The organism is Pseudomonas sp. RL_105y_Pfl2_101, from assembly GCF_963970585.1.
GTDB lineage: Bacteria > Pseudomonadota > Gammaproteobacteria > Pseudomonadales > Pseudomonadaceae > Aquipseudomonas.
Map to the genome: position 1 here is coordinate 120,573 of NZ_CAXAPG010000010.1, position 26,253 is coordinate 146,825.

Sequence of the window (26,253 nt, forward strand, 5' to 3'; positions counted from 1 at the left end):
CCTCTCACTCAGCGCAACTTCTTGATGCGTTCGCTCGGGCTGATCACGTCCGTCAGGCGAATGCCAAACTTCTCGTTGACCACCACCACCTCTCCATGGGCGATCAAGGTGCCGTTGACCAGCACGTCGAGCGGCTCGCCGGCCAGCCGGTCCAGCTCGATCACCGAGCCCTGATTGAGCTGCAGCAGGTTGCGGATGTTGATGTCGGTGCTGCCCACTTCCATGGAGATCGACACTGGGATGTCAAGGATCACATCCAGGTTCGGGCCATCGAGCGTCACCGGCTCATGACTCTTCGGCACGCTGCCAAATTCTTCCATCTGCAGGCGGCTGGACGCATGGGCGTCAGTGTCGGCAGCCAGCAAGGCGTCGATGTCGGCTTGCCCCGCATCGCCGGTTTCTTCCAGGGCTGCAGCCCACTCATCAGCCAGCGCCTGGTCATCCTGGGTATTCATATCGTCAGCCATCATTTGTCCTCGGCGGGCAAAAATTCAGTTAGGAGCAAAAATCCGTTACACACTTAAGGGGTTCGACACCGCTCAGCGGCGTTCGATCGGCTCGATCACCTGCAACGCCAGGTTGCCTTTGTGAGAGCCCATCTTGACCTTGAAGGCCGGCACGCCATTGGCGCGCATGATCATGTCTTCCGGCATCTCGACGGGGATGATGTCCCCCGGCTGCATGTGCAGGATGTCCCGCAGACGCAGTTGACGCCGAGCAACTGTCGCGCCGATCGGTACGTCGACATCCAGCACGTCCTGGCGCAAAGCGTTGATCCAGCGCTCGTCCTGGTCGTCGAGGTCTGACTGGAAACCGGCGTCGAGCATTTCGCGCACCGGCTCGATCATCGAGTACGGCATGGTCACGTGCAGGTCACCGCCACCACCATCGAGTTCGATGTGGAAAGTCGAGACCACGATGGCTTCGCTCGGACCGACGATGTTGGCCATGGCCGGGTTCACTTCCGAGTTGATGTACTCGAAGTTCACTTCCATGATCGCCTGCCAGGCTTCCTTCAAGTCGACGAAGGCCTGCTCCAGCACCATCCGCACTACCCGCAGCTCGGTCGGGGTGAATTCACGACCTTCGATCTTGGCGTGACGACCGTCGCCACCGAAGAAGTTGTCCACCAGCTTGAACACCAACTTGGCATCAAGAATGAACAACGCGGTGCCGCGCAACGGCTTGATCTTCACCAGGTTGAGGCTGGTGGGCACGTACAGCGAGTGCACGTACTCACCAAACTTCATCACCTGCACGCCACCAACGGCCACATCGGCCGAGCGGCGCAACATGTTGAACATGCTGATGCGGGTGTAGCGGGCGAAACGTTCGTTGATCATTTCCAGGGTCGGCATGCGTCCGCGAACGATGCGATCTTGGCTGGTCAGGTCGTAGCTTTTGACGCTGCCCGGTTCAGCAGCGTTTTCGGTCTGCACCAGACCGTCGTCGACACCATGCAACAGCGCATCGATTTCGTCCTGGGACAGCAGGTCCTGCACGGCCATGTCGTGTTCCTACTGCAATACGAAGTTAGTGAAGAGCAACTGTTCGATCACCACTTTGCCGAGCTCTTTCTGAGCCACTTCCTGCACGCTGGCCGTGGCTTTTTGACGCAGCATTTCCTGGCCGACCGGAGTGGCCAGGGTGTCGAAACTCTGTCCGGAAAACAGCATCACCAGGTTATTGCGGATCAGGGGCATATGTGCCCGCAGCGCCTCCAGGTCAGCCTGGTTGCGACCCAACAGGGTAATGCTCACCTGCATGTAGCGTTGACGACCGTTCTGGGTGTAGTTGGCCACGAAGGCTGGCGCCATCGGTTCGAAAATCGCCGGTTGCTTGCCCACTGGCGCGGCTTCGGCCGCGACTGCCGGCTTGCTTTGAGCGCCGTGCATGAAATACCAGGTCGCGCCCACGGACACACCGACCGCCAGGAGAAAACCCACCACGATCATGATGATCAGCTTGAGTTTGCCTTTGGTTGCAGGGTCTTTTACAGCTGCTGCTTCACTCTTCGCCATGCCAATAATCCGTCACTAATCGGGGTTTTCACTGTTGCACGGCAAGGCTGGAGCAAGTGTTATGCCAGAAGTGTCGGTACTAAGGATGATGGGCAGATGCGATCTCCAATCCCCCATAAAACCAATGTGGGAGCGAGCTTGCTCGCGATAGCGGTGGATCAATCCCAGCAAATGGTGACTGACAAACCGCTATCGCGAGCAAGCTCGCTCCCACAGGGGGAAAACGTCGCTGGATCAGGCGTAGTAGTCGACCGCGCTGGTGCCGATGACGCTGGTGGTACTGGCCGTCACTTCCGCGAGGCTGGCCGGCGAGCTTTCATCCACCGAGTCCACTCGCCCACCAGACGACGTGGTGCGCCCGGCCTGAGCTTGTTGTTGGGCCTGCTGCTCCTGATTCTGCGAACCACGGGATTGATCGGATACGCTGACGTCGACCTGGCCCATGCCCTGCTGGGCGAAACCGTCCCGCAAGCGATGCAACTGGCCTTCGAGGGCTTCGCGAACGCCGGAGTGGGCACTCATGAACGTGACCTGCGTCTGCTGGTCCGGAACCATGCTCACCCGGATATCCAGGCGTCCGAGTTCGGCGGGTTGCAACTGGATGTCGGCCGCCTTCAGATTGACGCTAGACAGGTACATCACCCGGTTGACCACCTCTTCGGTCCAACCGCTCTGATTCATCGCGATAGGTTGGTTGACCGGCACCGCGTTGGCGGTCTTGGGCGTGGCGGCTTGGGTCAGTGCAGCCAGGCGATTGGCGAAATCGTCCACGCGCGTGTCACTGGAGGCAGCACCCAGATCCTTGAGACCTTCGCTGATCAAGCCACCGAATGCCTTGTCACCACCCTGGCTGCCGGACTCGGTACTGTTCTGATCGGCTTGCACGCTGAGCATGCTCGCCATGCCGGCGGCAAAGGTCTGCGCCGAAGTCGGTTCACCGTCGGGCGACGCCGGGGCAGCACTCTTGGGCTGGGCTTGGCTGGTGGCGGAAACATGACCGCCCTGCTCCATCGCCAAGCGCAACGCTGGCAATGCGTCGAGTGGGTCAGTTTGAGGGTCAAAGGCCGGATCGTCCACCGGGGCCGCAGCCTGGGCCGGCGTCGCCAGCGATGCAACGGGGGCCGCCAACGCAGTGGCTGGCGGAGCCTCAGTCGCGACCACAGGCGCAGGCTCCGACGCGGCTATCGCGATCGGCGCCGCCGTCATGTCCGGCAGCAGCCCTGGATCAAGACTCGGATCGACAGGTGCAGCCTCCGCCACAGTCGTTTCCGCCGGGTCGTCACTGGCAGCCTTGTCGTCGGCGCTGGCCGGTTTGTTCGCGGGCAAGGGTTTGCCGCTATCGGCAACCGCCGGCTCCGGGGCGGCAGGGGTTTCGTTGCCGGCGTCTTTTTTGACGGTGTTGTCGGCGGTCTTGTCGCGCACCGATTTCACCGTTGGCTCAGGGGCTGCCGACGTTTTGGCAGGCGCCTGCCTGGCGAAGACTTGAGCGAAGCTGGAGGCTCTATCCCCGAAATCCGGGGCCGCTGCCGGTGAATTGACGGCGACCTGGGGCTTGGCCTGGGCAGAGGCCTGAAGCAGTGTATTGGGGGTAACGGGCATAAAAAGGTCTCCGCTGCACTGGAATCATAGGTACAGTCGAGACTAGGCAATGCAAGGCACGGGCCAACGTCTACCCGGCCGTCAAATTTCAGCAGTGGAAGCCTTCACGCTCTTCCCTGCAAAGCTTGCGAACATGGGCAAATTCGCAGTCGATTTCGCTGACCAGTTGCTCAATACCGCCCAATGACGGTTGCTTGGCACGCTGCTCCAGTTCGCCGCACAGTTCGGCCAGGCGGATGGCGCCCATGTTGCTGCTGCTGCCCTTGAAGCTGTGGGCCGTGGCGCTCAGTTTTTCAGCGTCCCGTGCCTCATGCAGCACGCGCAGGCGAGCCTCGGAGTCGTTGAGAAACGTATCCAGCAACTCCAGATACCCCTCTTCCATGACTTCCTTCAACGTGCTGAGCACGTCGCGGTCCAGATGAATCTCGTTCACTTGTTCGCTCCCTGATCAAGAATGGCCCCGATTATGCCGGAGCCTCCCAGAAAAACTCCACACGCGCACTACGACCATCGTCTGACCAACTGGCTTGGTGGCTCAACTGGCGTACCAGGCTCACGCCGCGCCCCGACAACCGATCAGCGTCCACAGGACGCGCCAGCACCCTGGCGACATCAAAGCCCTCACCACTGTCCTCGACCTCTATGGCCAAGCGACCACCCTCGCCGCTTGGCGAGACATGCAAGTGAACCCGCACGTAGCCGTCGCTCAGCTCATCCAGGCGCGCATTGCGCGCCCTGTAATAGCGGGCAAAACCCGCCGCGTCACGCTTGAGGCTGGAGTCGAGCCCCAGCACCCCATGATCCAGGGCATTGGAATACAGCTCCGACATGACGCTGTAAAGGGCGCCACTCTGCGTCCTGAGCCCATGGACCTCAAGCAGCAATTGCAGCAAGTAGGGCATCGGGTTGAAGCGCTTGAGCGTTTGTGCCCGGAACTCGAAACTCACCGACCAATCCAGCGGGCTGGACTGGCCGCTATCGGAATAGACCGGTGGCGGCGGGTTGAGTTGCGTCGGTGCGACCAGTCGCAACTCGACCATGCTGAAGTCATCCCGCGACTCACCACGAAAATCTCGCAGGGCCTGCTGGATATCTTCAAACAATAGGTCAGGTTCAAGGTTGGCGGCGAACACCTGTTGCAACCGCTCCACACCGAACAGTTGCTCGTCTTCGTCGGCGGTATCGATCACGCCATCGGACAACAGGAACACCCGATCACCCAACGACATGGCATGCACTTCGGTGCGGTCATCGAATAATTGAGGAGTGAGCACGCCCAACGGCAAGTGCCGCGCCAGCAATGGCGTACGCACGCCACTGAGGCTGTCATGCAGGTATCCATCGGGCATGCCGCCGTTCCAGATCTCTACCGTGCAGCGCTGGAAGCTCAGGCATAACAACGTCGCGCAACAGAACATGTCCACGGGCAGGATGCGTTTGAGCTTGGCATTCATCTCTCGCAGGATTTGCGCCAGGCCATAGCCCTTGGCGGTCATCCCGTAGAACACTTCTGCCAGCGGCATCGCGCCGACCGCCGCCGGCAAACCGTGGCCGGTGAAATCCCCCAGCAGGACGTGCATGTCGCCGGCCGGATTGAACGCGGCCAACAGCAGGTCGCCGTTGAACAAGGCATAAGGCGATTGAAAGTAACGGATGTTCGGCGAGCTCAGGCAGCCGGAGTGGGCGATCTTGTCGAACACAGCCTTGGCGACCCGTTGCTCGTTGAGCAAGTAGTCATGGTGCCGGGCAATCTGGTCGCGCTGCTCCACCACCGTGGCCTGCAACCGACGCAAGCGGTCCATGGCCTTGATCTTGGCCGCCAGGATCACTTGGTTGTAGGGTTTGGCCAGGAAATCGTCACCGCCCGCCTCCACGCAACGGGCCAAGGCTTCGCCTTCAGTCAACGAGGTGAGGAAAATGATCGGGACCAACTGGTCCCCGGCCAACTGCTTGATTTTCTGCGCGGCTTCGAAGCCGTCCATCACCGGCATCATTGCGTCCATCAGCACCAGGTGCGGACGCTGCTCCAGATAGACCTCGACCGCTTCAGCGCCATCGGCCGCAGTGAGCACATGATGCCCCTGGCGACGGACGATGGTCGACAACAGCAGTCGATCAGCGGCACTGTCTTCGGCAATCAGGACCGTCAGCGACTCCGACGACGATTGCATGGCGATCAACTGATGTCGAACAGCTTGTCGAAATTGGAGATCGCGAGGATTTTCTTGACGTCATTGTTGCTGTTGATGACCCGGATATCTGACGCGTCGCCACCGGCATGGTCCCGCAACAGCAGGAGCATGCCCAAGGCGGAACTATCGAGATAAGTGGCGTCTTTCAAATCCACCACGATGGAGTCAGGTTTCTTGTTGAGCTGTTCATAGGACTGGCGAAACTCCTGATGCCGTCCGAAATCAAATCGACCTTTGATCGAGATCGTCAGCTTATGCCCATCGGGGGATACTTCGGTAACAACTGACATGCTCGGCTTCCTTGTCATGGACATACGTGTACAAGGTGTAGCATCTGGTAAAGGTCTGAGCAAGGGTTTGCCTCATTCATCCGAAAAAATCCAGGCTTCACATTAATAGGGATTCTGACGTGGCAGGCGTTGGGACAATTCATCGAGCAGTTTCTGTTCGCGCCTGTCTTCCAGTTGCCGTGCCTCATCAATATAACGCTGCACCAGTTTGCGCAGCCCTTCGACCCGGGCAAATGCCTCTTGCCAGCTCTGGCGGGCCTTCTCCAGGTTGTTCTGGTGCCAGACCAGGCTCTGGCGCTGCTGGTCGATAGCGGTACCCAACTGCGCGAGAAATCCCTGGTAACCCAACAACCACTGCCCGGAAACCCCGTGGGCACCACGGGCAATCCACTGCTCCTGGTATTCGAGCCGAAAGTTTTCGAGATCGGCCAGTTTACTTTCGGCGACTTTGACCTGGCCCTGGAAATACGCCAGTCGCTGGACGGCAGTCTTCTCGGCCTTTTCGGCCATCTCCACCACTGGCGCCAGGCGTGCCGCACGACTCGTGGCCATGGCCAGTTACGTGCCTGAGACCGGGGCGAAAAGCGTCTGCAAGTGCGCTTCACTGGCCCCCATGCCGATATTGTCGTTCAGGCTCTGGCGCAGGTAAACGGCCATGGCCGGGTAAAGACTGATGGCAGTGTCGGTCTCGCGGTCACCGCCGGGAACATAGGCGCCGACGCTGATCAGGTCGCGACTTTGCTGGTAGCGCGACCAGTACTGCTTGAACTGCTGGGCGCGCTTCATGTGTTCGACACTGATCACCGACGGCATGACCCGACTGATGGACGCCTCGATGTCGATGGCTGGGTAATGCCCTTCTTCGGCCAAGCGTCTGGACAGCACGATGTGGCCGTCGAGTACGCCCCGGGCCGAGTCGGCGATGGGGTCCTGTTGGTCGTCGCCTTCGGACAGCACGGTATAGAACGCGGTGATCGAACCACCGCCCTTTTCCGCATTGCCGGCGCGCTCCACCAGTTTCGGCAGCTTGGCGAATACCGAAGGCGGATAACCCTTGGTGGCCGGCGGCTCGCCGATGGCCAGGGCGATTTCCCGCTGGGCCTGGGCGAAACGGGTCAGCGAATCCATAAGCAACAGGACGTTCTTGCCCTTGTCGCGGAAGTATTCGGCAATGCGTGTGCAGTACATGGCTGCCCGCAGGCGCATCAATGGCGCATCGTCCGCTGGCGAAGCCACCACCACCGAACGCTTGAGCCCTTCCTCGCCGAGAATGTGCTCGATGAACTCCTTCACCTCACGACCCCGCTCGCCGATCAATCCCACCACGATGATGTCGGCTTCGGTGAAGCGGGTCATCATGCCCAGCAGCACACTCTTGCCCACCCCGGTACCGGCAAACAGGCCCAGGCGCTGGCCGCGTCCGACCGTCAATAAACCGTTGATGCAGCGGATACCCACGTCCAGCGGTACGCTGATGGGGTCGCGCTTGAGGGGGTTGATCGTCGGCCCGTCCATCGGCACCCAGTCTTCAGCCTTCATGCCGCCTTTGCCGTCCAGGGCGCGTCCGGCCCCGTCCAACACCCGCCCGAGCATGCTCATACCCATGGGCAGGCGGCCGTTGTCGGCCAGGGGCACCACGCGCGCACCCGGGGCGATGCCAGCGACGCTGCCCACTGGCATCAAGAAGACCTTGCTGCCGGAGAAGCCCATCACTTCGGCTTCGACTTGCACCGGGTGATAGCTGTCGTCGTTGATCACCATGCAGCGGCTGCCCATGGCGGCACGTAGGCCCTCGGCTTCGAGGGTCAGGCCGACCATGCGCAGCAGGCGGCCTTCCAGGATCGGTTGGCCGGCCAGCTCGCTGGCCTCGGCGTAGCTGCCCAGGCGCTTGCCGAAACTGGTTCGCTCAAGGCGCATCGCGGCTGTCCAGTGCAGAAGCGTCCAATTCAGGCATCTGCAACCCAGCATTCAACCCCGCATCGGCCGGCGCTGCATCAGCAGCCACCAGGGGCTCGTCCGGCAACTCCAGGCTCAGGTCGGGAGCGGCCGGGTGCAGGGCCTGTTCGTGCAACTGGTCGAACAATTTGGCCATGATCTGGCTGATGCGGGTTTCAACGGTTGCGTCGATGCGGCTGTGTTCGGTTTCCACACGGCAGCCGCCAGGCAGCAGCGAAGCGTCCTCGACGATGCGCCAGGTTTCTTCATGGCGTTCGCGCAGGGCTTTGACCAGCTCGAAGTCCTGGGGATTGATGTACAGCCGCACGTTACCCACGCCCAATGGCAACAACTTGAGCGCTTCGCGCATGACGTGTTCGATCTGAGTCGAATCGATGGCCAGTTCGCGCTGGATCACTTGCCGGGCAATGTGTTGCACCAGCCCCACCAGGGCTTTCTCGATCTGGGTGTCCTGCTCGGCAATAGGGTCGAACAGGTTGAGCATCAGCGATTCCAATGCACGGAGCTTGGCCGTCAGCGCCACGTCGGCTTCCTGGCGGACCTTGAGCGTGGTGCTGTGGAAGCCTTCCTTCTCACCCACGGCAAAGCCTTCGTTGTAGGCTTCCTGGCGAATGCTCTCGACTTCCTCGAGGGTCAGTGGCTGGACTTCTTCCAGCGGCACTTCCTCCGGCTCCGGCAACTCTTCCACCGGTTCCGGCTCAGGCTCGGGAACATGGGGGTCGAAGCTGGGCAGCGACCAGACGTCGAAACCACCGACGTCCCGGGCGCGGATCAGGTCGCTGGGTGCTTCATCACTCTTGGCAGACATAACGACCTTAAATCATCTCTTCGCCGCCCTTGCCACCGAGAACGATCTCCCCGGCTTCGGCCATGCGGCGGGCGATGGTGAGGATTTCCTTCTGTGCGGTTTCCACGTCGCTGACGCGTACCGGGCCCTTGGCCTCGAGATCGTCGCGCAACAGTTCGGCCGCCCGTTTGGACATGTTCTTGAAGATCTTTTCCTTGACGCCTTCGTCCGACCCCTTGAGCGCCAGCACCAGTACGTCGGACGACACTTCGCGCAACAGCGCCTGGATGCCACGATCGTCGACATCGGACAGGTTGTTGAACACGAACATGAGGTCTTCGATCTGACCGGACAGGTCTTCGTCGAACTCGCGGATCGAGTCCATCAACTGACCTTCGATCGAACTGTCGAGGAAGTTCATGATGTCCGCCGCGCGCTTGATGCCACCCAAGGTGGTGCGCGAGGCATTGGAGTTGCCCGAGAACTGTTTCTCGAGAATCTGGTTCAATTCTTTCAGGGCCGCCGGCTGCACGGTGTTGAGTGACGACACCCGCAGGATGATGTCCAGGCGCACCTTATGGTCGAAGTTGCCCAGCACTTCACCGGCCTGGTCCGGGTCGAGGTAAGCCACCACGATCGCCTGGATCTGCGGGTGCTCGTAACGGATCACGTCGGCAACCGCCCGCGGCTCCATCCACTTGAGGCTGTCCAGGCCGCTGGTGTTGCCGCCCAACAGGATCCGGTCGATCAGGCCGTTGGCCTTGTCCTCACCCAGTGCCTGGGTGAGCATCTTGCGCACATAGTCGTCGGAACCGACGCCCAGGCTGGTCTGATCGCCGACGATGTCGACGAACTCACTCATCACCTGCTCGACCTGCTCACGGTGCACGTTGCCCATTTGTGCCATGGCCACGCCCACACGCTGGACCTCTTTGGGGCCCATGTGGCGCAGCACCTGGGCAGCGTCGGTCGAACCCAGGGACAGCAGCAGGATCGCGGCTTTGTCGACCCGGGACAATTTGGCAACAGCGGCTCGATTATCACTCATCTGCGTTAATCCACTCTTTCACGACCTGGGCCACACGACCCGGATCTTCTGCCACCAGACTCTTGATGGCGTTCAACTGAGCGTCATAGCCTTCGCTCGGGCTTGGCAGCAGAATGCTCTGCGGCCCGCCGAGGCTGACGCGATCGTTGGCCAATTCGCCATCCAGGCCGCCCATGCCTCCCAACTCGACATCACCAAAACCTGCCAACTGCTTGCTCTTGCCGCCGCCAGTGATGTTGTTGAGCACCGGACGCAGCACGCCAAACACTAGTACCAGGATGAACAGCACACCCAATACTTGCTTGACCACATCCCAGAACCAGGGTTGCGAATAAAACGGAATATCGGCGACCACTTCACCGCGTTCCTGGGAGAACGGTACGTTGATCACGCTGACGCTGTCGCCGCGGCTGGCGTCGAAACCGACAGCGTCCTGCACCAGGCGAGTAAAACGCGCCAATTCGTCGGCAGTCCATGGCGCACGACTGGTTTCGCCGTTGGCCGGGTTGATCTTGACCTGATCGTCCACCACCACGGCGACCGACAGCCGATTCAAACGACCCTGCTGCTGCTTGGTGTGGCTGATGGAACGGTCAAGCTCGAAGTTCTTGGTCGACTGTTGACGCTTGTCGGCCGGGTACGGCGCCAGCATCGGCTGGCCGGTGGCCGGGTCCATGATCTGCTGGCCATTTGCATCGATCAGCGGCTGGCCTGGCTGCACCATGCCGGCCGCCGCCGCGGCGCCCCCGGTTGTTTGCGGCGCGCTGGCTGGCGACGGCGGCTGGTTGCTCAGGGCACCTGGTACGCCTTGCGGGCCATTGCTGGCGGTACGTTGTTCGTTGACCGACTGCTCGCTGCGTAGCGCCGGTTGGTCGGGGTTGAACTGCTCGGAAGTGGACTCGACGGCACTGAAGTCGACATCGGCAGACACTTCGGCCTTATAGCGATCGTTACCCAGGATCGGTTGCAGGATGTTGTGCACCCGCTGGGTCAGCATGCCTTCCATGCGACGGCTGTAATCGAATTGCTTGCCGGCCATGGTCAGTTCAGAGTTTTCCGCCAGATCGGACAACAGGTTGCCCTTCTGGTCGACCACCGTGATCTGCGATTTGCTCAGCTCAGGTACGCTGGTCGCCACCAGATTGACGATGGCAACGACCTGGCCTGGCTCCAGGGAGCGGCCCGAATACAACTCGACCAATACCGAAGCGCTAGGCTTGCGCTCATCACGGACGAACACCGAGCTTTTCGGAATCGCCAGGTGCACGCGGGCGCCCTTGACGTTGTTCAGACTGGAAATGGTCCGCGCCAGCTCACCTTCCAGGCCGCGACGATAACGGGTCGCTTCCATGAACTGGCTGGTACCCAGGCCTTGGTCCTTGTCGAGGATCTCGAAACCGATGTTGCCATCGGTAGGCGTCACGCCAGCCGCAGCAAGCTTGAGGCGCGCACGGGCAACGTCATCGGCCTTGACCAACAACGCCCCGGAGCTGGGTTCGACGGTGTAAGAAATGTCGGCGGAAGCCAGGGTTTCCATGACTTGCTTGGCGTCCATGCCCGCCAGGCTGCCATACAATGGACGGTAGTCCGGTTGCTGGGACCACAGCACCACGGCAAAACCAATCGCCACGCTGGCCGCCAGGCCGACCAACAGGCCTACCTGACGCAGCATGGTCATCTCGGAGAGATTTTCCAGGAAGGACAGACCGAACAACGGCGGTTTGCCGTCTACCGGAGTGGCCTTGGCCGGAACGTTATCAACGGCTGCTTCTGCCATGACTCAATAATTTCCTTAAACCGGCATCTGCATGATGTCTTGGTAGGCTTGAACCAGTTTGTTACGAACCTGGGTCAACGCCTGAAACGAGACACTGGCTTTCTGCGAGGAGATCATTACGTCCGTCAGGTCGACGCCACTTTTGCCAATCTCGAAAGCACTGGCCAACTGGTTCGACGCCTGCTGGGTATCGTTTACTTTATTGACGGCCTGACCGAGCATGTCGGAAAAGCTGCTGCCACCCACTTGGGGGACCGCGACCGATTTAGGCTGGGCCATGGCGTCCATTTGCATGGCCCGCATGTCCAACATCAACCGATTAAATTCAACACCTTGGCTCATGGTCTACTCTCTCTGGCGGCCCGCATTTTTTTGACACTTACGCAGCGGGTATTCGGGTATTAGCAACAAGGGTGCCAGCTCCATGGTCGCAGGAAACAAATGCATGTGGGAGCAGGTCTGCTCGCGAAGGCGGTGGTTCAGTCAATGCAACGGTGACTGACAAATTGCTTTCGCGAGCAAGCCCGCCCCCGCAAGAGAATATTCGGCGAATACTACTCAACTGGCGAACAGGCAAGCCTCGACGTCCATGCCAGCGTCGCGCATTTGCGCCAGCTTGTAGCGCAGGGTCCGGGGGCTGATCCCCAGGCGTTCTGCCGCCTCCTTGCGACGACCGCGTTCGGCACGCAGGGTGTCGATGATCATCTGGAACTCGCGACGACGCAGGTCATCTCCCAAGGCGCCGACCGACTCGCCCTCCACTTCCACCGGGGGCGCAAAGGCCGCTGCGGGTACCGGCGACAGTGCAGGTAATGGCGCGCAGGCCACAGGGCCCGCCAGGCAGAAATCCTCCGGCTGGATCAAGCCGCCCTGCTGCAGGATCAAGGCCCGCTGGATGGCGTTATCGAGCTCTCGGACATTGCCCGGCCACGGGTAGGCGATCAGGCAGGCCCGGGCGTCGGCTGAAAGCCGGGCAGCCGCATGCTTCATTTTATTGACGTGCTTGTTCAGCAGACGCTCGGCCAACGGCAGGATGTCGGCAGTGCGCTCGCGCAACGGACACCAGGCCAGCGGGAAGACCGACAGGCGATAATAGAGATCCTCACGAAAGCGTCCCGCCGCCACTTCGCCGGCCAGGTCGCGGTTGGTGGTTGCCACCACGCGGATGTCCAGGCTAATGGGCTTGCGCGCACCGACCCGCTCCACTTCCCGCTCCTGCAATACCCGCAGCAACTTGGCCTGCAAGCCCATCGGCATTTCGGAAATCTCATCGAGCAGGATCGTGCCGCCGTCGGCCTGCTCGAACTTACCGGCCTGGGCCGCGATGGCCCCCGTGAACGAGCCTTTTTCGTGACCGAACAGTGTCGCCTCGAGCATGTTGTCGGGAATCGCCGCGCAATTGATGGCAATGAACGGCTCGCTGGCACGCCGGGATTGTTGATGGATATAGCGCGCCAGCACTTCCTTACCCGTCCCCGACTCGCCGGAAATCAACACGGTTGAATCGCTGCGTGCCACCCGCGCGGCCAATTCCAGCAGTTGCGCACTGGCCGGCTCGATGGCCACCGGGCCTTCGCCCTCGACCGCGAGACTGCCCAAGGCATGACGCGCGACCAGGTCCAGCAGCGCCTTTGGCTCGAACGGCTTGACCAGGTAATCCGCTGCGCCCTGGCGCATGGCATCCACCGCTCGCTCGACGGCGCCGTGAGCGGTCATCAACAGCACCGGCAGTTGCGGCTGACGGGCGCGCAACAGGCCGAGCAATTGATGGCCGTCCATGCCCGGCATATTGACGTCACTGACCACCAGGCTGAATGCTTCGCGGCCCACCGCCAGCAGCGCTTCCTCCGCCGAGCCGACGTCAGTGTAGTCGTGCCCGGCCAGCATCAGCGTATCGGCCAGCGCCTCGCGCAGGGCCCGATCATCCTCAACCAGTAACACCTTGATCGCCATTGCTTTCACTCCACCCCCGGCGCATTGGAAAACAGCGGCAAGCACACCGTCGCACAGGTGCCACGGCCCAGCCGCGAGCGCAGTTGCAATTCTCCCTGATGGGCACGCGCCACAGCCTTGACCACGGTCAGACCCAAGCCGGTGCCAGTGGTCTTGGTGGTGAAAAATGGCTCGCCCAAGCGCGCCAGCACGACCGGTTCGATACCACTGCCGTTGTCGCTGACACACAGGCGCAAGGTGTTCTCGCGTGTATATAAGTGCACTTTCAGCCGGACGTCGCCGCCGCTGGCCTGGATCGCGTTTTCGATGAGGTTCAACACCGCCCCCACCAAAGTGTCGCGGTTACACAACACTTCACCTACATGGCTGTCGCACTGCCAGCGGATCGGCAGTGCCTGTACATGAGTCAATGCCGCGGCCTGCAGTGATTGCAGCAATGCCTTGGGGGTGACACGGTCGGTCAACGGCAGCTCGCCGCGAGCAAATACCAGCATGTCGCGCACCTGGTGCTCCAGTTCGTGCAAACGCTCTTTCAAGCGTCCGGCGAACCGCTGCTGGGTTTCCATCGGCAATTGCTGTTCAGTCAGATGACTGGCATAGAGCAGCGCGGCAGAAAGCGGCGTACGAATCTGATGGGCCAACGACGCCACCATCCGCCCCAGGGAAGACAGGCGCTCATGGCGAGCCAGTTGGTCTTGCAGGTGACGGGTTTCAGTCAAGTCATTGAGCAGCACCAACTGCCCCGGCTCGGCATCCAGCGAGCGCGTCGAGATGGACAGGCGCCGGCCATCCTTGAGGGACACCTCATGACCATCGTCTTCACGAGGCGAAAAGCAGCGGGCGATGACATGCCGCCACAGCTCGCCTTCCAACGGCAGGCCGAGCAACTCGCAAGCCGCCGGGTTGGCTTCGCGCACACGGCCGTGGGCGTCGATGACGATAACGCCACCGGGCAACAGGTCGAGGAGATTTTGCAGACGGTTAGCCAGGCGTTCCTTTTCCGCCAGCTCCTGCATGCGCTGGGCGCTGACCACGGCCAGCTCACCCTTGAGCTCGGTGACCCGAGCTTCGAGCAGGCTGTAGGAATCAGTCAGTTGATTGGACATCTGGTTGAACAGCGAAAATGCCTGCTCAAGTCCAAGCCGACTTGCCTGCTCGGCGGACGGCATGTGTCCCGGCTCGGGGACAGGCGACATCTGGGCGACTTGGGTCATCGTGCTCTCTCGCTTGGCTGACCGTCAGTTAAACGGAACGTTGCGAGGGCTATAGCAATACCCGTGCCGAAAAAAAACCGCCTGAAAATCAGGCGGTTGGAAAACAGGCGTCAATCATCCGCCTGTTCATCTCCTTCGCGACGACTCATGCCGTACTTGCGCATCTTCTCCACCAGGGTGGTGCGACGGATGCGCAGGCGTTCTGCCGCGCGGGCCACGATACCGTTGGCATCGTCCAGTGCCTGCTGGATCAGCCCCTGCTCCAGGCCTCCCAGGTAATCCTTGAGATCCAGGCCTTCCGGTGGCAACAAGGCATTGGCGGTGAAATCCGGCGTGTGACCGTTGATTGCCACCCGCTCCTCCAGATCGCTGCGCAAGCTGTCGACCATTTGCTCGTCTTCGTCGTCGACGTAGCGGAATTTCTTCGGCAATTCATTCACGCCGATCACCCCGTACGGGTGCATGATCGCCATGCGCTCCACCAGGTTGGCCAGCTCACGGACGTTGCCCGGCCAGCCATGGCGACACAGGGACATGATCGCCGCCGAGTTGAAGCGGATCGAACCGCGCTTTTCATGCTCCATGCGCGAGATCAGTTCGTTCATCAACAACGGAATGTCTTCGACGCGCTCGCGCAGTGGCGCCATTTCAATTGGGAAAACGTTGAGGCGGTAATAGAGGTCTTCGCGGAAACTGCCAACCTCGATCATGCTCTCGAGGTTCTTGTGCGTGGCGGCAATGATTCGCACATCGACGCTCTGGGTCTTGTTGCTGCCCACGCGTTCGAAGGTGCGCTCCTGCAGGACCCGCAGCAGCTTGACCTGCATCGGCAGCGGCATGTCGCCGATTTCGTCGAGAAACAGCGTGCCGCCATTGGCCAGCTCGAAACGCCCGGCGCGACTGGTGATCGCGCCGGTAAAGGCGCCCTTCTCATGGCCAAACAGCTCGCTCTCCAACAACTCGGCCGGGATCGCGCCACAGTTGACTGGCACGAACGGCGCTTCGCGGCGCTTGGAGTGATAATGCAGATTGCGCGCCACCACCTCCTTGCCGGTGCCCGACTCGCCCAGGATGAGTACGCTGGCGTCAGTATCGGCAACCTGCTGCATCATCTGGCGCACGTGCTGGATCGCCCGGCTGGTGCCGACAAGACTGCGGAAAAGGTTGGGTTCGCGATGCCTGCCGCGCTCACGGGCCTGGTCGTACATCTCGCGATAAACCTGCGCGCGATGCAGCGAATCAAGCAGCTTGCTGTAGCTGGGCGGCATTTCGAGCGTGGAAAGTACTCGGCGGCGCTGGTCTTCGGGCAAGTCTAGGGAGGAATTTTCGCCCATCAACAAAACCGGAAGGAACTCATCCCAGGTGGAGAGTGTCTTTAGCAAGCCCAAAAGCGTTGCAGGGGCATTCACGGTCCCGATCAGAACACAAATGACCTCGCGACTGGACGACAAAGAGCCGACGGCCTGCTGCCAGTCATGGCTTCCGCAGGGTAAATTTTCTTCGCCAAGAAAATTTAAGATCACCGCCAGGTCGCGGCGGCGGACGCTATCGTCATCGATCAGGAGAATTTTGGTTTCACGCCACATGCAATAACAACTTCCCTAGTCAACCCAATGCCCGAAATTTAGGGGGCAAGCTAGACGCTTGCAGACTTGTCATGCCTGTAGACGCCTTAAATCTGTAAACAGCTACTAGTTAAGTCAAAAAACCGTGCACAGTCAAATTTATGGCGCAACAGGCTCGGATTAACTGAGCATTAACCGAACAGATGGTAAACCTTTGCAGCGTTCTGTGCTTGATGGATCTGCTGCATCTCGTCGACGATCGCCTGACGCTCTCCTGTCGCCGCCTCCAGCAATTGCCGATACACCCCCAGCAACCCCTCAAGATTAATGCGCAACGCCGCCTCGTCCGCCTCTGACTCGCTCAGGACGTCTTCCATGCAGGAGCGGCAGGCCAGGTCCAACTGGCCGATTGCCTCCCAATTACGCTCGGCCAGGGCATCGACCAGGGCATTACGGGTTTGTTCGATTCGCTGCAGGACAAGACTCATGAGAGCACTCCTTAGAATTGCGGACCAGGTGCGGCGATGGCATCCCAGCCTTCCTTGACCGTGCCAAGCAGATCGGCGACTTCGTCGAGGATCTTCGGATCAGTCTTGGCGTTGGCTTCGGCCAGGCGCTTCATCATGTAGGTATAGAGGTTATCCAGCTCGGTTACCGACTCGGCCTGGTTTTCCAGGTCCAAGCCTTCACGCAAACCACCGACGATGCCGATGGCCTTGCTGATCAGTACGCCTTTGTTGGCAATATCCTTACGCTCCATCGCGCCCTTGGCCTGGGCAATGCGATCCAGCCCGCCCTCCATCAGCATCTGCACCAGACGATGGGGACTTGCCTCGGAGGTTTGCGCCTGGGCGCCAATCTTCTGGTATTGGCGAAGGGCTAACATCGGATTCATGTTCTACCTCATCAAAAAACTTCAGTTCGTATAAACAGCGTATCGACGCTGCGTCAAAAAACTTTAGGGCGAAAAGCCGAAAGCCCGGAATGCTGTCAAAACATTGCCGGGCTCTTTGCATCGGTCGAAAATCAGCTGTTTTTCTGTTGTGCCGTCATCGCTTCGAACATGGAGGTGATGTTGCTGGCGGTGGCTTTCAGCCTGCCGACTAGGGTGTCCATGTCGTTGTACTTTTTGGTCAGTACGGCGGTCAGCGTTTCGACCCGGCGATCGAGGGCCAACTGGTCTTCACTCAGCCTCGCCTTGAGAATTTCCAGGTTCTTGGATCGCGTCGTAAGGATGTTATCGACGGCCTTCCCATTGGAATCCTTCTGACTGGTCTCCGTGTAGGGATTGAGTGCATTCTGCATGCGCTCGATCAGGCCATTCTCCCCAGTGAACAGGGTCTGGATTTCTCCACCCAACTGTTTTTCGTTCACGGCAGTTGCGAACTTTGTACTGTCAAAATCCAGGGCGCCAGTCGTCTGGTTGGTCGTGATCCCCAACTGAGACAACACGGTCAGCTTATCGCCAGCACCGGTTTCGGACAAAGGCGCGCGAATGGCCGCCAAAAGCGAGCGAGGCAATGAGTCGCCCGTCAATGCTGCCGGAACCGAGTTACCTTCGGCATCTGTCGATGGCTTGGTCAGGGAAGTCACGGCCTTCGCGATGGCGTTATAAGCATCGACAAATTTCTGGATCGAGGCTTTCAGGCCATCGGTGTTAGCGGCTACGGTGACGGTCGTTGGGCCGGTGTCGGCAACAAGCAACGTCATACTCAAGCCGGAGACCACATTATCCAGCTTGTTGGTCGGACTGGTCATTTCCAAGCCGTCAACACTGAAAATGGCGTCCTTGGCAAACCCCAGCGAACCTGAAGAATTCGCAGTGGGTGGTGAAGCCATCGCTACGGAGCCGTCAGCTGCAAGGCTGGCAACGCCACTGAGGGAAATATCGTTACCCGCCCCGGTCTTAGTCGACCCCACCACAAGACGCGAACCGAAGCTATCAGTCACGATGTTGGCGGTCAGACCACTGGAGGAGTATTTACTATTGATAGCATCCCGAACCGATTGCAGCGTCGAATCAGCAGGGATATCAAGGGTGTAGTCCGTGCCTCCCTGACTAATGGTCAGCGTACCGGTCTCCACCGCACTGGAAGCGCCACCTGCGAAAGCAGCCGTCGCAACTTTCGAGGAGGTCGCCAGCTGAGTAACGTCTACTGAGTAAATACCACTAACTGCCGAATTTCCGGCCGTCACCGTCAACGCACTGGTATTGGCCGAAGTGGCTGCAACGCCGGTAAATTGAGGGGTGGTCGTGCTGCCCAGGCTTTCAAGCGCAGACTGGAAGGTAGCCAGCAGCGATTTCAGGGTGCCGATCCCCGAAATATTGGCCGTATTGGTCTTGGTGGCACGGTCAATCTGACCTTGCTTGGCTGCTTTGTCAGAATCCACCAATGCCTTGACGATCGCACCGGTATCAAGGCCAGAGCCTAGACCCAAGCCAGGTAGAATTGGACTTGCCATGTGGAACTCCCTTCAGTGTGTCGCCGGCCTTTTGACCATTACAACGCCCAAAAGAACTTAACAACAAAATTCGTGCCAGCAGTCAGGCTTGCGCGCTGAACAACAGGCTGCTTGCATCATTCAAACTGTTCGCCAGTTTAAGCACTTCTTCATTAGGGATCTGGCGAATCACTTCACCGGAACCACTGGCAATCACTTTGACAACTACTTTGCCTGAAGGCTCATCGATTGAGAACTCCAGGTTGCGCTTGACCGACTGAACGAAGGTTTCAATTTCCTGAACCGCCCTCTTCAGTTTCTCTTGTTCGGCCACAGCGTCTTTTGGCTCATCCTTGACCGGTACCACGGCGGCAGCATCGGCTCGAGGCTTCTCCACTGGTTTGTCGGCAAATGTCGTCGCCGGCTTCGCAGCTGGATAAGACAAGTTCAGCTTCACGCTCATATCCATGTCCATCACCTCTTGAACGGAAAAAGCGAGAGAGTACGCAAGCGCACTCCCCCGCTAAAACTCATCCGGCTATTACTGAAGCAGCTTCAGTACAGCGGATGGCAGTTGGTTGGCCTGGGCCAGAACCGAAGTGGAAGCCTGTTGCAGAGTCTGCTGCTTGGTCAGCTGGGCAGTTTCAGCAGCGAAGTCGGTGTCTTGTACGCGACCCAGTGCAGCGGCGGCGTTTTCGTTGACGTTCTGCAGGTTGGAGATGGTGCTGGTCAGACGGTTTTGTGCAGCACCGAGGTCAGCACGGCTGGCGTTGATGGTTGCCAGAGCTGCGTCGATTGCGTCGATTGCAGCAGAGGTACTTGCTTCAGCAGTGGTGCTGTCGCTACCGGTGATGGCGATGGCCGCAGAGTCTACGCTCAAGGTTGCAGCGTCGAAGCCACTGTCCAGAGTCAAAGTGATCTGGTTGGTAGCGCCGGTGTTGGAGCCTACCTGGAAGGTCATGGTGCCAGCGGAACCGTCGATCAGGTTCTTGCCGTTCAGGTTGGTCGACTCGGCGATACGGGTCAGTTCGTCCGACATCTGAGCAAATTCTTTGTTCAGCGCTTCACGGTCAGCAGTACCGTTGGAGTCGTTTCGAGCCTGGACAGCCAGTTCACGCATACGCTGCAGGATGTTGGTGGATTCCTGCAGAGCGCCTTCAGCGGTCTGGGCGATGGAGATACCGTCGTTGGCGTTCTTGATTGCAACAGTCTGACCGCGGATTTGCGAAGTCATACGGGTAGCGATCTGCAGGCCGGCGGCGTCATCTTTGGCGCTGTTGATTTTCAGGCCGGAAGACAGACGGGTCATCGAAGTGGAGAGAGCATCGGAAGCCCGGTTCAGGTTCTTCTGAACGTTCAACGATGTGACGTTGGTGTTTACTGTTAAAGCCATGACGAATTCCTCGTTGGTTGGGTACTGCGGCTTCCGGCCCTGGCAACCGCCGGGTGTGGCCTAGAGAACCTTCGTAATAGTTATCGTCGTAATCGGAACTTGCTTTAGCGGTTTTTTCAAAAAATTTGCCATCAGGGTGCCACCCCTCGTAAATCAAGGACTTGGCAACGCCCAGAAGGTAAAAAATGACGCCAGGGAAATGCCGGAGCCACCATTCAACCAAGCAGCGGCCCTAGCTGAGGGGAGAAAAGACTTAAACCGCCTGACCAGCGGTCAATAGGTCAACCAGCTCGTACTCAAGATAGTCCGCCAGCGAGAGCCAGTTCTGTGTCTGTTGATCGTTGAACATCAAACCCAGCAAGCCGCCCCACGATGACTGGACATCGCCTGGCATCCGCTCGACAAAAGGCTGCGCCGCCTCAATCACTGCAATCATCGCCAGCCCCGCCTCGACATCGCGGCCAAGACGAAACAGCCGAGCACACCCGCGCGCGTCTTCGACTACAACCTCAAGGCCGCTCATCGCACAAACTCCGGATGAAAAACTGCGCCCACGATCATTGCCCCGTCGCGACTGCTGTTATAAAAGCGCACCTGCGGATGCCCGGCGATAAAACGCTCCAGCTCACACAGATAGCTGCGGAAGTTGAGTTGGGTCTTGACCCGCTGGCCATGGCCATCCAGCACCCAGTGTCTGGATGCGTCCAGCGGTGGCCCCAGGTCACCGTCGCCCCAACCCGCATGGGTCTTGTCATGGGGAAAAGCGAAATCGGCTCCAAACAAGGTGACTTGCGCCGCTCCCATCCTGACGGCCAGGTCCACGGCCGGATGAATCACGCTCCCGCCCACATACAGTTCGCCCCGGTGCAGTTGCTGGCGCATTTGATGATAGACAGGACTGGCGGAATAACCGACATAACGCCGCCCCTGCCAAGCTTCAATCACTGATGGATCAGCCATCGGCAGGTAAACCAGTGCAATGTCGCTGGTGTCTTCGGGCGGAAGGTGGCGTATAGAAATACGCTGATCAATGCTGACCACGACATCCGGCCGAATGCCGTGGTTGATCAACGGCCGGTAGGCTGTATCGACACACATCAATAACGGCCGCTCGGCGCGGTCATTCAGACCGTGCAACCGCTCGAAGTGTTGTTCGAGGCTCGGCCCGGTGGCGATGACAAAAACTTCGCGCCCATTGAGAGTGCCAAACAGCTCGGCGACATCACGATCCCTTTGCACGAGACCGAAGGTGGATTGCAGACGCTCGATAATCTCCGGGCTCCGTGGGTCGAATTCCCGGTTGTTGAATGCCAGATGAATTTCACTGATCAGCCGATCGCGAATTTTTGCATTGAAATCATCGGCCAGCACCAACTCGGCGGGCAATGCAAAAAACGGCAGCTGGATTTCCGCCAAATCGCCTGCATAGCGCAATTCGACCCGCGAGTCGGCAAGCCATGGCGATTGATCCAGCAACTGCAACACCAAGGCAAACACTGAGCCATTGAGGATATGCACGTACAGACGTTCAACCCCTGTCCGCTCCAGCATATGATTTTGCAGATCCCCCAAGCCGGTGCCATAGACATGCACGACCGCGGCGTCCGGCGGTAGGCTGGCGGCTTGCAGGTGGGCCTCGGCGAGGCGGTCATGGCGGCTGGTCAACTGAATCCCATTGATGCTCAAGGTCGATCCAAGCCCCTCGACCAGATCTGCCTGCAACGCACCCGCATCCTCCAGCAGCAGCCGATCAGCCAGCGCCGGCCAACGTTGCTCGATCACCTGGAGATTGCGCTGAAAAAACTCGCTCATGGCGCCTCGCTTTTCGATCAGGCAAAAAAATAGCGTTCAAGGTTACACCTTGGACGCTATTTTTGTGCCCGGGTTTTAGTGGCTCACGGGCGATAGATGATCGCCGAGCCCCAGGACAGCCCTACGCCGAAACCACTCAAGGCCACGCGTTTCCAATCGGAATCGAGCACGTGCTTTTCCAGCAATAACGGAATGCTCGACGACACGGTGTTCCCGGTCTCGACCATATCCTTGATGAACTTCTCCGGCTCGCCCTCGAAACGCCGTGCCACGGCATCGACAATCGCCGCACTGCCCTGGTGAATGCAAAACGCATCAATGTCGCTGGCTTGCAGATCGGAATCGGCGAGCAACTCATGCAGATGGGCTGGCACCTTGAGCAAAGCGAAGTTGAACACCTGGCGGCCGTTCATGAAGAACACGCCGTCGCTGACCTTCAGGTGGGGCGCGCCGGAACCGTCGGTGCCGAACTTGGCCTTGCCCAGTTGCCACGGCGCATCTTCACCCATCCAGGTGGCGGTGGCGGCGTCGCCAAACAGCATCGTGGTGTTGCGGTCTTCCGGGTCGACGATTTTCGAATACGGATCGGCCGTCACCAACAGGCCATTCTTCAGGCCAGCGGCCTCCATGAAGCCCTTGATGGCGTAGATGCCATAGACATAACCCGAACACCCCAGGGAGATGTCGAACGCCGCCACGGTGGTCGGCAAGCCGAGTTTGTCCTGGACGATAGCCGCCGTGTGCGGCAAGCCTTCTTCATCGCCGTTCTGGGTGACAACGATCAGCACGTCGATGGATTCGCGTTTCAGGCCGGGATTGTTGGCAAACAGCGCATTGACCGCTTCGACACACAGGTCCGAGGTTTCCTGCCCGTCATCCTTGCGTGGCAAGAAGGCCGAACCGATCTTGCCCAGGATGAACTCTTCATCCTTTTCAAACTTCGCACCTTGTGCGTAATTGTCCACGCCGGCTACAGGAACGTAGCTCGCAATGCTTTTTATGCCAATCATTACGGCTTCCCAATCAAAAACAGCCCAATACCACCGCTCGCAAGGAATCGAGGGGCGCCGACAAACGGGAAGTGTAAAGGGCTATCACTGGGCCTGATAAGGGCCAGGCGCCATCTTCCCGGTCAATACAATACAGTGAAGATGCGCGTTATGACTCGCAGGTCACGCTATTTTGCCGATAAAGCCTTTTTTGAAAAGGCCATATCGGCAACAGCAGGAGCAAGCAGGCCTATGGAAGCAACCGCGCCCAATCCACCGCCGAGGCCTCGCCCAGCGCAAAGCCAGTGTCGGTCAAGGCCAGGTTGGGGTTACGAGCAGCGTCGTGTTCGAAGCGCGCCTGCCATTTATCGCGCAAGGCGCCTGCCGTCTGGGGCGCGTCGGCGAATGTGCCGGCGTGCAGCATTTGGGCCTGAGGCGTCCAGACCGTGAGATACCCCGCATCCGCCGCTTTCAAGCACAGGTCGACATCCGCGAAGGCGTCGGCGAAATGTGCCTCGTCCAGGCCTCCCACGGCTTCGAACAGATCCTTGCGGATCATCAGGCAAGCGCCGGACACCGCAGAGTAGTTCTGTTCCGACTGATGGCCGTTGAGATAGCCCTTGGCATCCTTGCGCTCGCCAACGAACACCGAGGCCACCTGCCCGTCGGGCTTGAGCACCAAGCCAGCCTGGGTGGTGATACCACGAATATTCATCTGTTTGCTGCCGACGATCCCCACTTCTGGTCGCTGGGCTTGGTTGAGCAGGCTATCGAGCCAGTTGGCATTGATCACTTGGGCCTCGGCAGACAACAGTACCAGGTATTCGCCCTTGGCCTCGGCGCTCGCCCAGTTGTTCAGGGCCGAAGCGCTGAGGCGCCGGTCGCTGCGCAGGATGCGGATCCGATCACCCTTCCCTTCAAGACTGTCGAGCCACTGAGCCAACGCTTCGGACTGGCTATGATTGTCCGCGATCAGAATTTCATGACGATGGTAACGCGTGCGCTGCAGCACGCTGACCAGCGCCTGCTGGACTTGTTCAAAGTTGTCCCGACTTTCGAGAATGATCGATACCAAGGACCGTTCGGCGTGCTGGTAGTCGATCTGGTACGTCAGCGGCTGTGCCGAGGTGACTTGGGCGCGATACCCTCGGGCAGCCAGGTGACGTGTCAGGACCTGACGCTCCTGGAGGTTTTCTTCCTGGACCGGGGCGTTGCAGATCAACAATGGCTCGGCCAGGTGCGCCAGGCCGGCCAACCCTGCGTCTTCAATCAGGCGCAACAACAGATCCAGCTCCAGGGCCTGAGTGTATTCAGCGGTAAAGCCGCGAGCCTGGGCCAGCACATCACGACGAATCAGCCAGTGACGCGCCATCAACGAGGGCACCGATTGCAGCAGATCGAGGTTGACGCCCGGACGGAACACGTCGGTGAGGCTGCCGTCAGCCTTGCGCTGGATTTCATCCATGGCCACGGCGCGCACACCTTCGGCACCGATCAATTCGAGGCTGGCGCGCAGCAGGCCGTTTTGGGTGAACTGGTCACCGGCCTCGACCAGCACCATCCAGTCGGCGGCGAACTGCTCGATGATCTGGTTGATGCGCTCGACATAATTAGTCGTGCTGACTTTGACGAAGTGCACGGTGTCATGTACCGAGGTGGTCGCTGGTAAGGCGCCGGTGGTGAATACCACCACATTGAACGCCTTGCAGTGGCCGTTGACCAGGCTGTCGAAGGTGGCCTGCAGCTTGAACATGTCAGCGTCCAGATCCAGCAAGAGGATGCCGAATCGCGGTCCACCTTGATGCTCAGCCAGGTGAGCCGCGATGGACTTGAGCTGCTGTGCATCTGGATTACGTGCCTCAAGCCAGTTCAACAGACGACCGGAGTGCATGTTTTCCAGCAACCGGCGATCCTGCTGACCCGGTAGCGCGTCCAGTCGCTCGGCCCAGGCTTGCAACTTCACCGCCTCCTCAGGCTCATCGCTGCTCTTCAACGATTCGGCCAAGCGCTTGACCACGGTACGGTTGAACGCATACAGGCCTTGGGCCTCCCATAAACGACTGCGCACCGTGCGCTCGTTGTCATTAGGGTGCACGCGCATCAGTTCATGCTGGCGCAGCAAAATACCTTCCAACTGCTGAAGCTGCAGGCGACCGGCCGGCATGGCGTGCAACAGGAATTCAAACTCGGTCAGGAGATCGAATACACGCTGGTTGTAAAAAGGCATCTCGACAAATTGTTGCGGGCCAAACGAACGAACCGGCTCGCCACCCGCCTCCAACCAGGCCGAACGAATGATCTGGGTGCCTTTGAGTGAGCGCCCCTGCAGCAAGCAGTCAGCCATGGCCGCGAAGCTGTCCAGGGCAATCTGTTTGACCCGCCCCGGAGCCTGCTCGCGCAGCGGTGTTGGAAGGGACGCCAGGAACTCGGCGAATTGCTCACGCTCGGCAACGCTTTTTGCGTCCTTGTAGCTGAGCACGGTCAACACGTTGGTGTTGTGTTCCGAACCGCCGTAGTTGAGTTCACGAACGGCGAATGGAATCGGCAGGATCCGCGCCTTGGCGCAGGCCAGCAGATAAAAGGTGTGGCCGATCTCCTGCCATTCGAAACTGGTGCCCGGCGGCAACAGGCCATACCACTGTTGCAGCAGATCAGTGCGGGTCACGGCATAAAATGGCGGCAGGAACTGGTCCATGAAGCGGATGACCCGGTCTTCGGCCAGCTCGCTGTTGTAATCCTCATGCACCTTGCGATCGCGACGGAAGTAATTCACTTCAGTCGCGCAGGACAGATACATGATCCCGTAGCCATGGCACAGGCCATAGTCGGGGTTGGCCTCGAGAAACTCCACCGATTCGGTCAACGCATCGTGCAGCAGGAAATCGTCATCGGCGGCAAACACCATGTACGGCGTCGTGACCTGATTGACGCCATACACCAGTTTGTCCTGCAGTCCCTTGTAGGTGAACTGAGGCAAGTGTCGGTAATCGACCGAGGGAAAATCCCGGGCGATTTGCTCATCGCGCTCAACCGACGAATCAAGCACCAGCACCGAACACGGATAGCTGCTGTAGTAATGCAATGTACGCCGCAGGAATGCGCTGCGGTTGTGGGAGATCACCACCACCGTGAACCGCTCGCTCAGCGGTGCCACGTTGTTTTGAATATTGTTTCGAACCTGCATATTTCCTGTCCCCACAACCTGCCAGACGCCA

Annotated in this window: 25 protein-coding genes; all 25 read right to left on the reverse strand. The window is 59.5% G+C overall.

Annotation, left to right across the window (positions count from 1 at the left end; translation table 11 throughout):
- Positions 1 to 8 precede the first annotated feature (8 nt).
- A complete protein-coding gene (fliN, locus tag AACY31_RS14110; protein WP_339480352.1) occupies positions 9 to 467 on the reverse strand; it encodes a flagellar motor switch protein FliN in 459 nt (152 codons plus the stop codon).
- Between the two features lie 72 nt (positions 468 to 539).
- Positions 540 to 1,508 (reverse strand): flagellar motor switch protein FliM, encoded by a 969-nt coding sequence (gene fliM / locus AACY31_RS14115; protein WP_003184019.1) that lies wholly within the window; start codon positions 1,506 to 1,508, stop codon positions 540 to 542.
- A 9-nt stretch (positions 1,509 to 1,517) separates the two neighbouring features.
- Positions 1,518 to 2,021 carry a flagellar basal body-associated protein FliL gene (gene fliL / locus AACY31_RS14120; RefSeq protein WP_339480353.1) on the reverse strand — a complete coding sequence of 168 codons (504 nt, stop codon included), beginning with the start codon at positions 2,019 to 2,021 and terminating at the stop codon, positions 1,518 to 1,520.
- Between the two features lie 234 nt (positions 2,022 to 2,255).
- Positions 2,256 to 3,620, reverse strand: a complete 1,365-nt coding sequence (locus AACY31_RS14125) for a flagellar hook-length control protein FliK (protein WP_339480354.1) — start codon at positions 3,618 to 3,620, stop codon at positions 2,256 to 2,258.
- A gap of 88 nt (positions 3,621 to 3,708) precedes the next feature.
- Positions 3,709 to 4,053, reverse strand: coding sequence for an Hpt domain-containing protein (locus AACY31_RS14130; RefSeq protein WP_339480356.1), 345 nt, complete (start codon positions 4,051 to 4,053; stop codon positions 3,709 to 3,711).
- Between the two features lie 31 nt (positions 4,054 to 4,084).
- Complete coding sequence (locus AACY31_RS14135; RefSeq protein ID WP_339480359.1) at positions 4,085 to 5,791, reverse strand: fused response regulator/phosphatase; 1,707 nt, start codon at positions 5,789 to 5,791, stop codon at positions 4,085 to 4,087.
- A 5-nt stretch (positions 5,792 to 5,796) separates the two neighbouring features.
- A complete protein-coding gene (locus AACY31_RS14140; protein ID WP_339504616.1) occupies positions 5,797 to 6,102 on the reverse strand; it encodes an STAS domain-containing protein in 306 nt (101 codons plus the stop codon).
- A 102-nt stretch (positions 6,103 to 6,204) separates the two neighbouring features.
- Positions 6,205 to 6,654 carry a flagellar export protein FliJ gene (fliJ, locus tag AACY31_RS14145; protein ID WP_339480362.1) on the reverse strand — a complete coding sequence of 150 codons (450 nt, stop codon included), beginning with the start codon at positions 6,652 to 6,654 and terminating at the stop codon, positions 6,205 to 6,207.
- A 6-nt stretch (positions 6,655 to 6,660) separates the two neighbouring features.
- Positions 6,661 to 8,019 carry a flagellar protein export ATPase FliI gene (fliI, locus tag AACY31_RS14150; protein WP_339504618.1) on the reverse strand — a complete coding sequence of 453 codons (1,359 nt, stop codon included), beginning with the start codon at positions 8,017 to 8,019 and terminating at the stop codon, positions 6,661 to 6,663.
- The gene (fliH, locus tag AACY31_RS14155) at positions 8,009 to 8,866 is read right to left on the reverse strand and encodes a flagellar assembly protein FliH (protein ID WP_339480365.1); all 858 of its coding nucleotides are present in this window, start codon (positions 8,864 to 8,866) and stop codon (positions 8,009 to 8,011) included. The genes fliI and fliH overlap by 11 nt, the downstream gene beginning before the upstream one ends.
- A 7-nt stretch (positions 8,867 to 8,873) precedes the next feature.
- Entirely contained in the window at positions 8,874 to 9,893 is a 1,020-nt protein-coding gene (gene fliG / locus AACY31_RS14160) for a flagellar motor switch protein FliG (protein WP_003199086.1), read from the reverse strand.
- Complete coding sequence (fliF, locus tag AACY31_RS14165; protein WP_339480367.1) at positions 9,886 to 11,670, reverse strand: flagellar basal-body MS-ring/collar protein FliF; 1,785 nt, start codon at positions 11,668 to 11,670, stop codon at positions 9,886 to 9,888. Before fliF ends, fliG begins: the two co-directional genes overlap by 8 nt.
- Before the next feature lie 15 nt (positions 11,671 to 11,685).
- On the reverse strand, positions 11,686 to 12,012 hold the full coding sequence (gene fliE, locus AACY31_RS14170) for a flagellar hook-basal body complex protein FliE (protein WP_339480369.1): 327 nt from the start codon (positions 12,010 to 12,012) through the stop codon (positions 11,686 to 11,688).
- A gap of 216 nt (positions 12,013 to 12,228) precedes the next feature.
- On the reverse strand, positions 12,229 to 13,623 hold the full coding sequence (locus AACY31_RS14175; protein WP_339480370.1) for a sigma-54-dependent transcriptional regulator: 1,395 nt from the start codon (positions 13,621 to 13,623) through the stop codon (positions 12,229 to 12,231).
- A 5-nt stretch (positions 13,624 to 13,628) separates the two neighbouring features.
- Positions 13,629 to 14,837, reverse strand: coding sequence for a sensor histidine kinase (locus AACY31_RS14180; RefSeq protein ID WP_445261543.1), 1,209 nt, complete (start codon positions 14,835 to 14,837; stop codon positions 13,629 to 13,631).
- A gap of 110 nt (positions 14,838 to 14,947) precedes the next feature.
- Positions 14,948 to 16,423, reverse strand: a complete 1,476-nt coding sequence (locus AACY31_RS14185; RefSeq protein ID WP_003199076.1) for a sigma-54 dependent transcriptional regulator — start codon at positions 16,421 to 16,423, stop codon at positions 14,948 to 14,950.
- Positions 16,424 to 16,593: 170 nt separating this feature from the next.
- On the reverse strand, positions 16,594 to 16,890 hold the full coding sequence (locus AACY31_RS14190; protein ID WP_339480374.1) for a flagellar protein FliT: 297 nt from the start codon (positions 16,888 to 16,890) through the stop codon (positions 16,594 to 16,596).
- An 11-nt stretch (positions 16,891 to 16,901) separates the two neighbouring features.
- Positions 16,902 to 17,297, reverse strand: a complete 396-nt coding sequence (gene fliS, locus AACY31_RS14195; protein WP_339480377.1) for a flagellar export chaperone FliS — start codon at positions 17,295 to 17,297, stop codon at positions 16,902 to 16,904.
- A 131-nt stretch (positions 17,298 to 17,428) separates the two neighbouring features.
- Positions 17,429 to 18,865 carry a flagellar filament capping protein FliD gene (gene fliD, locus AACY31_RS14200; RefSeq protein ID WP_339504619.1) on the reverse strand — a complete coding sequence of 479 codons (1,437 nt, stop codon included), beginning with the start codon at positions 18,863 to 18,865 and terminating at the stop codon, positions 17,429 to 17,431.
- 82 nt (positions 18,866 to 18,947) lie between these two features.
- A complete protein-coding gene (locus tag AACY31_RS14205) occupies positions 18,948 to 19,313 on the reverse strand; it encodes a flagellar protein FlaG (RefSeq protein WP_204127039.1) in 366 nt (121 codons plus the stop codon).
- A gap of 72 nt (positions 19,314 to 19,385) precedes the next feature.
- A complete protein-coding gene (locus tag AACY31_RS14210; RefSeq protein ID WP_204127040.1) occupies positions 19,386 to 20,237 on the reverse strand; it encodes a flagellin domain-containing protein in 852 nt (283 codons plus the stop codon).
- A 253-nt stretch (positions 20,238 to 20,490) separates the two neighbouring features.
- Positions 20,491 to 20,760 carry a hypothetical protein gene (locus AACY31_RS14215; RefSeq protein ID WP_204127041.1) on the reverse strand — a complete coding sequence of 90 codons (270 nt, stop codon included), beginning with the start codon at positions 20,758 to 20,760 and terminating at the stop codon, positions 20,491 to 20,493.
- On the reverse strand, positions 20,757 to 22,049 hold the full coding sequence (locus tag AACY31_RS14220; protein WP_339504623.1) for a motility associated factor glycosyltransferase family protein: 1,293 nt from the start codon (positions 22,047 to 22,049) through the stop codon (positions 20,757 to 20,759). Before AACY31_RS14220 ends, AACY31_RS14215 begins: the two co-directional genes overlap by 4 nt.
- 83 nt (positions 22,050 to 22,132) lie before the next feature.
- On the reverse strand, positions 22,133 to 23,059 hold the full coding sequence (locus AACY31_RS14225; protein WP_018611808.1) for a ketoacyl-ACP synthase III: 927 nt from the start codon (positions 23,057 to 23,059) through the stop codon (positions 22,133 to 22,135).
- A 229-nt stretch (positions 23,060 to 23,288) separates the two neighbouring features.
- Complete coding sequence (locus tag AACY31_RS14230) at positions 23,289 to 26,222, reverse strand: TIGR00180 family glycosyltransferase (RefSeq protein ID WP_339504626.1); 2,934 nt, start codon at positions 26,220 to 26,222, stop codon at positions 23,289 to 23,291.
- Positions 26,223 to 26,253: the final 31 nt, after the last annotated feature.